General features: G+C 32.3%; 3 protein-coding genes and 1 pseudogene. All 4 read right to left on the bottom strand.

Going from position 1 to position 4,165, the window contains the following annotated elements:
- Positions 1 to 489: pseudogene (locus tag ACVC2P_RS06405) on the bottom strand (amidinotransferase); the annotation flags it as partial.
- 64 nt (positions 490 to 553) lie between these two features.
- On the bottom strand, positions 554 to 1,840 hold the full coding sequence (locus ACVC2P_RS06400; RefSeq protein ID WP_452597649.1) for a citrate synthase: 1,287 nt from the start codon (positions 1,838 to 1,840) through the stop codon (positions 554 to 556).
- A 304-nt stretch (positions 1,841 to 2,144) separates the two neighbouring features.
- Positions 2,145 to 3,434 (bottom strand): phosphopyruvate hydratase, encoded by a 1,290-nt coding sequence (gene eno, locus ACVC2P_RS06395; protein ID WP_452597648.1) that lies wholly within the window; start codon positions 3,432 to 3,434, stop codon positions 2,145 to 2,147.
- 153 nt (positions 3,435 to 3,587) lie between these two features.
- Positions 3,588 to 4,165 (bottom strand): carbamoyl phosphate synthase small subunit (locus ACVC2P_RS06390; protein WP_452597647.1); only part of this gene is annotated, 578 nt, incomplete at its 5' end.

Genomic DNA, 4,165 nt, shown 5'->3' with positions numbered 1-4,165 from the left:
AGTACGTGCCGTAATATAGCTAGAGTAATCTTCACCTGTGTAGGTTCCTACAAAAATGTAATCATTCCATGGCATAACGTCTCCTCCTTCTATATGGCATTCCTCAGATAATTCTATAATATTTTCAGGAGCAATTTCTTTTATTACATGTTGTATAGCTTCATATTCTCGGTCACGATCGGGTAATATGTTTGCTTTTACTAGTTTATTGTCTATAACAAAAGCTATATCTCTTGAGAAAATTTGATTATAGTCTTTTATAACCTCTGGTCTAAATACTTTTACATCATATTTTTTAAAAACATCAGCTACAGCTTCCATTTCTTTAACCATATCTTCCTCTACAGGGTACGTCCCTGCTAAGACATGTAATTTACTTTTTGGGTCGTAACAATCCTCTGCTTTAGGAGTTGGACCATTACTTTTTGCAGTTCCTAAAACAACAGCTCGTAATCTTGCTGTTTCGTTTTTTACATTTAGTTTTAACATAAGGTAAATATAAAAAAAAGCTTCATAAAATTTTATGAAGCTTTGTATATAAATATTCGAAATATTATCTATTATCTATTGTTTTGAATTCTCTGTGGTTTTCACCTATGTAAACTTGTCTTGGACGACCTATAGGTTCTTTACGAGTTCTCATTTCTTTCCATTGTGCAATCCAACCTGGTAGACGTCCTAATGCAAACATTACTGTAAACATCTCTACTGGTATTCCCATTGCTCTATATATAATTCCTGAATAGAAATCTACATTTGGATACAATTTACGTTTTACAAAATACTCATCATTTAGTGCTTCAGAAGCTAGCCCTTTAGCGATATCTAATACTGGATCTTCAATTCCCAAATCTGCTAATACTTCATCTGCTGCTACTTTAATTATTTTAGCTCTTGGGTCAAAGTTTTTATATACTCTATGTCCAAATCCCATTAAACGGAAAGGATCTTGTTTATCCTTAGCTTTAGCCATGAATTTTTTAGTATCGCCTCCATCTTCTTTAATAGCTTCTAACATTTCTAAAACAGCTTGATTAGCCCCTCCGTGAAGTGGCCCCCATAGTGCAGAAATTCCTGATGACAGTGAAGCAAATAAACCAGCGTGAGAAGACCCAACCATTCTTACTGTAGATGTAGAACAATTTTGCTCATGATCTGCATGTAATATTAATAATTTATCTAATGCATTAACTAAAATTTTATTTTGAGTGTATTCCCCATTAGGCTTTCCAAACATCATTTTTAAGATGTTTTCTACATAACCTAATGAATCATCTCCGTAGTTTAATGGTAAGCCACTCTTTTTACGCATAGTCCAAGCTACTAATACTGGGAATTTACCCATTATTTTAACTACCGTCTTGTACATATCTTCTTCAGAATCTACATTAACTGAAGATGGATTAAATGCTGTTAAAGCACTTGTTAAAGACGATAACACTCCCATTGGATGGGCAGACTTTGGAAAAGCGTCTAATATTTTTTTAATATCGTCATCTACTACAGATTCGTTTTTAACATCTGTATGAAATTTATCTAACTGCTCCTTAGTTGGTAACTCTCCAAAAATTAAAAGGTAAGCTACTTCTAAAAAATCTGCTTTTTCTGCTAAATCTTCTATAGCGTAACCTCTATATCTTAAAATTCCTTCCTCTCCATTTAAAAAGGTTATTGCACTCTCACAAGATCCTGTATTTTTATATCCTGGATCTATTGTAGTAACTCCTCCTGTTGCACCTCTAAGTGTTTTTATATCTATTGCAACTTCATTTTCTGTCCCTGTTATTAAAGGGAACTCATGCTTTTGTCCATTAATTTCTAACGTAGCAGTTTTTGACATATGTTCTATTGAATTTTTACTTGTTTTTGCGGATTGCTAATTTACAAAATATGTAGCGATTTATGAAACTCATTAGCAAAGGTTTTAACAATTAAAATATTGTTAAAACTTATCACAAAAAAAAGTGGTTATTTACCTAATAATTGTCGACAAAATTACTCTTTAATTACAAGTTTTTTAGTTAAGATATTGTTATTAAATTTTTAAGCGCAACAAAAAGTAAACAGTATGAGAGTTCTCTTTACAAAAAAAGCCATTAACTACTAGTTAATGGCTTTAAGTTCGTTTAACTTTAAACTTATTATTAATTAATTTTAAATGCTTTTTCTTTTGGATAATAAGCTACATCTCCTAATTCTTCTTCAATTCTAAGTAACTGGTTATACTTAGCCATACGATCGCTACGTGATGCTGAACCCGTTTTAATTTGCCCACAATTTAAAGCTACGGCTAAATCTGCAATAGTGTTATCTTCTGTTTCTCCAGAACGATGAGACATTACAGAAGTATATCCTGCATTATGAGCCATATTTACTGCTGCTATTGTTTCTGTTAACGTTCCTATTTGGTTAACTTTTATTAAAATAGAGTTAGCTATGTTTTGCTGAATACCTTTAGATAAACGTTCTACGTTAGTTACATATAAATCGTCTCCTACTAATTGTACGGCATCTCCAATTTTTTCAGTTAAATACTTCCAACCTTCCCAATCGTTTTCATCCATTCCATCTTCAATAGAAATAATAGGATACTTTTCGGATAATTCTGCTAAATAGTCTGCTTGTTCTATACTCGTTCTTACTTTTCCTGTTTCGCCTTCAAATTTAGAATAGTCATACTTACCATCTACATAAAATTCTGCTGCGGCACAATCTAAAGCAATCATAACATCATCTCCTAATGTATACCCTGCATTTTTTACAGCAGTAGCTATAGTATCTAAAGCATCTTCTGTTCCATCTAATGTTGGTGCAAATCCACCTTCGTCTCCAACAGCTGTACTTAAGTTTCTATCGTGTAATACCTTTTTTAGGTTGTGAAATATTTCTGTTCCCATTTGTAAAGCATGAGAAAAATTTTCTGCCTTTACAGGCATTACCATAAACTCTTGAAATGCAATTGGTGCATCACTATGAGATCCTCCATTTATAATATTCATCATTGGTACAGGTAGTGTATTTGCACTTACCCCACCTACATAACGATATAATGGCATACCTAATTCTGCTGCTGCTGCTTTTGCAACAGCTAAAGACACTCCTAAAATAGCATTAGCTCCTAATTTAGATTTGTTTGGTGTTCCATCTATTTTACACATTAAAGTATCTATGTAGTTTTGCTCGAATACATTAACGCCTAAAAGTTCTTCTGCTAAAATAGAATTTACATTATCTACAGCTTTAGTTACGCCTTTTCCCATGAATTTGTCTCCTCCATCTCGTAACTCTACCGCTTCATGTTCTCCTGTAGATGCACCAGATGGTACAGCTGCCCTACCTAAGTATCCGTTTTCTGTTTCTACATCTACTTCTACTGTTGGATTTCCTCTTGAATCGAAAATTTGTCTTGCGTGAACATTGATAATAATACTCATAAATAGTAATTTAAATTTTTAATACCCTTCAAATTTACAGTTAAATTCTGGGTTGTAAATAGTATTTGTTTCAGAATTAAATAAAATAATTGCTAAAACGTTTTAGTAAAATTGAAAAGGCAATAAATTGTCTGTTTTATTGCCTTTTATGTATTAGTTAGATTTAATATTGTTTATAAATTCATCAAATAAGTACGATGAATCGTGTGGTCCAGGACTTGCTTCTGGGTGATATTGTACAGAAAAACAGTTTTTAGATTTCATTTTTATTCCAGCAACTGTATTATCATTTAAGTGTACATGTGTTATTTCTAAATCTTCATGTGCTTCTGTTTCTTCTCTATTTATAGCAAAGCCATGGTTTTGAGAGGTTATTTCTCCTTTACCTGTTAACATGTTTTTTACAGGGTGGTTTATACCTCTATGTCCATTATGCATTTTATAGGTAGAAATGCCATTAGCTAAAGCAATTACCTGATGCCCTAAACAGATACCAAATAATGGTAAATCTCTTTTTATAATCTCTTTAGCTAAATTTTGTGCTTCTACTAAAGGTTCTGGATCTCCTGGTCCATTAGATAAAAAGTAACCATCAGGATTCCATGCACTTAATTCTTCGAAAGTAGAATTATATGGAAATACTTTTACATAAGCATCTCGCCTTACAAGGTTTCTAATAATATTCTTTTTAATTCCTATGTCTAAAGCTGCTATTTTAATAGCTGCATTTT

The organism is Pontimicrobium sp. MEBiC01747, assembly GCF_053601635.1.
This window is presented reverse-complemented; position numbering and strand designations above follow the sequence as displayed.

Coding starts and splice junctions, on each gene's coding strand:
- ACVC2P_RS06400 (WP_452597649.1), bottom strand. CDS start 1,840: ATGTCAAAAACTGCTACGTTAGAAATTAATGGACAAAAGCATGAGTTC.
- eno (WP_452597648.1), bottom strand. CDS start 3,434: ATGAGTATTATTATCAATGTTCACGCAAGACAAATTTTCGATTCAAGA.